This window comes from Mobilitalea sibirica (assembly GCF_015999265.1).
GTDB lineage: Bacteria > Bacillota > Clostridia > Lachnospirales > Lachnospiraceae > Mobilitalea > Mobilitalea sibirica.
Window position 1 is genome coordinate 1 of record NZ_JAEAGR010000036.1, and the last position, 1,439, is coordinate 1,439.

The 1,439-nt window shown below is 36.1% G+C and carries 1 protein-coding gene; it reads right to left on the bottom strand.

The features are described 5' to 3' along the window. Window positions 1-137 precede the first annotated feature (137 nt). Entirely contained in the window at window positions 138-1,313 is a 1,176-nt protein-coding gene (locus tag I5677_RS17045) for an ISL3 family transposase (protein ID WP_197662852.1), read from the bottom strand. Between the last annotated feature and the right edge of the window lie 126 nt (window positions 1,314-1,439).

The following is a 1,439-nucleotide window of genomic DNA, read 5'->3' on the forward strand; positions in this document are numbered from 1 at the left end:
GGCTCATTGTCAAGTGTTGGGGTGTGATTCATTTGAATCATGCCCCAACACTGGTTTTAGAGCTATTTTTATGTTTATAGGTTCTATAAGGTGTTTTAGGGTGCACTTAATAAGCCTACCACTATTTTTTCTTTGTACTAACTACTCGTATGTAGTATTCTGTTTCTAAAGCGTTCAAAGTTTTTTACACCATAAGATACTCTTTTTAGTACTTTGATCTTATTGTTAAATCCTTCTGTTGGGCCATTTGTATAGCCATACTTAAATGCGTTAAGGATTTCCCTTGACCAATTTCGATAGGTCTTAGCACAATCTTCGAACTCTTTGATACCACTGCATTCAGCATTCTTTATCCAATTCCAGAACTCTGTTCTTGTAACAGAATAGCGTGTTTCTTCACAGATTTGATAAAACCATTCTTTTAGCAAATGGGATTTTCTCAAATCGTCATTGTAATGAAGCATGATATCTGTTTCCTTTTTCTTTTCACCCTTAAGCTTATGATAACGCGAAAGAATAAGGCTCCTACTTCGTTTATAATACTTTCGTAGAGATACAGGCATTGTTTTCTGCAGTCTTTTCCTGACATTTTCGATAGCCCATGTAACTTGCCGTACAAAATGATACTTGTCGACTATAAGCGTTGCATTCGGAAAGTAAGCTTTAGCTAAATCTCTATATTGCTCCCACATGTCTAAAATAAAGAACTCAACTCTATTTCTTTGAGGCCTAGGAATATCACGAAAATAGCTGCTTAGATGGGATTGAGTACGATCCGGTAAAATATCTAGGATACGATGCTTTTTACCGTCAACTAGGATACACTGATACTTACCAGTCTCTGCATTCCCCTTGAACTCATCAATTGAAAGTACACTAGGTATATTGGGCTTTTCGTAGCGTAATCGATCAAAAACACGAGATACAGTAGAAGAAGATACATTAGTTTGAGAAGCCACATAGGAATAGCTGACTATCTGCCTAAGTTGATGGCAGATATACATGGCTAATCTTTTTGTCATGTGCTGATATTTAGGAAGCCATGGGTAGTGCTCATAAAAATGCTTGCCACAGGAGCAGGTATAGCGCCTTTTTCTAAGGATTAGAACAACCGGTTTAAGTTGAAGAGGAAGGTCTTTAATAACCTGTTTTCTGTAATCATGAACCTTTGAAGTGAAGTTACCACACACAGGGCATATCTGCTCTGAGGGATCTGTTACTAACGTAATTGTAATTTTTGTATTAGAATGACAAACATTTTTTATTTTAACTCCTTCTAAATTTAACAGTTTATTGGTACAATTAGAGTGCACTTATAAATCACCTTCTTTCATAGTGTTAGCGAGGCAGTACGAAAGTAGTGGTAGGCGATTTATAAGTGTATTTTATTACAAATAAATATCGGGGTGAAGTACCACCCCAATATTTATTATAGAACC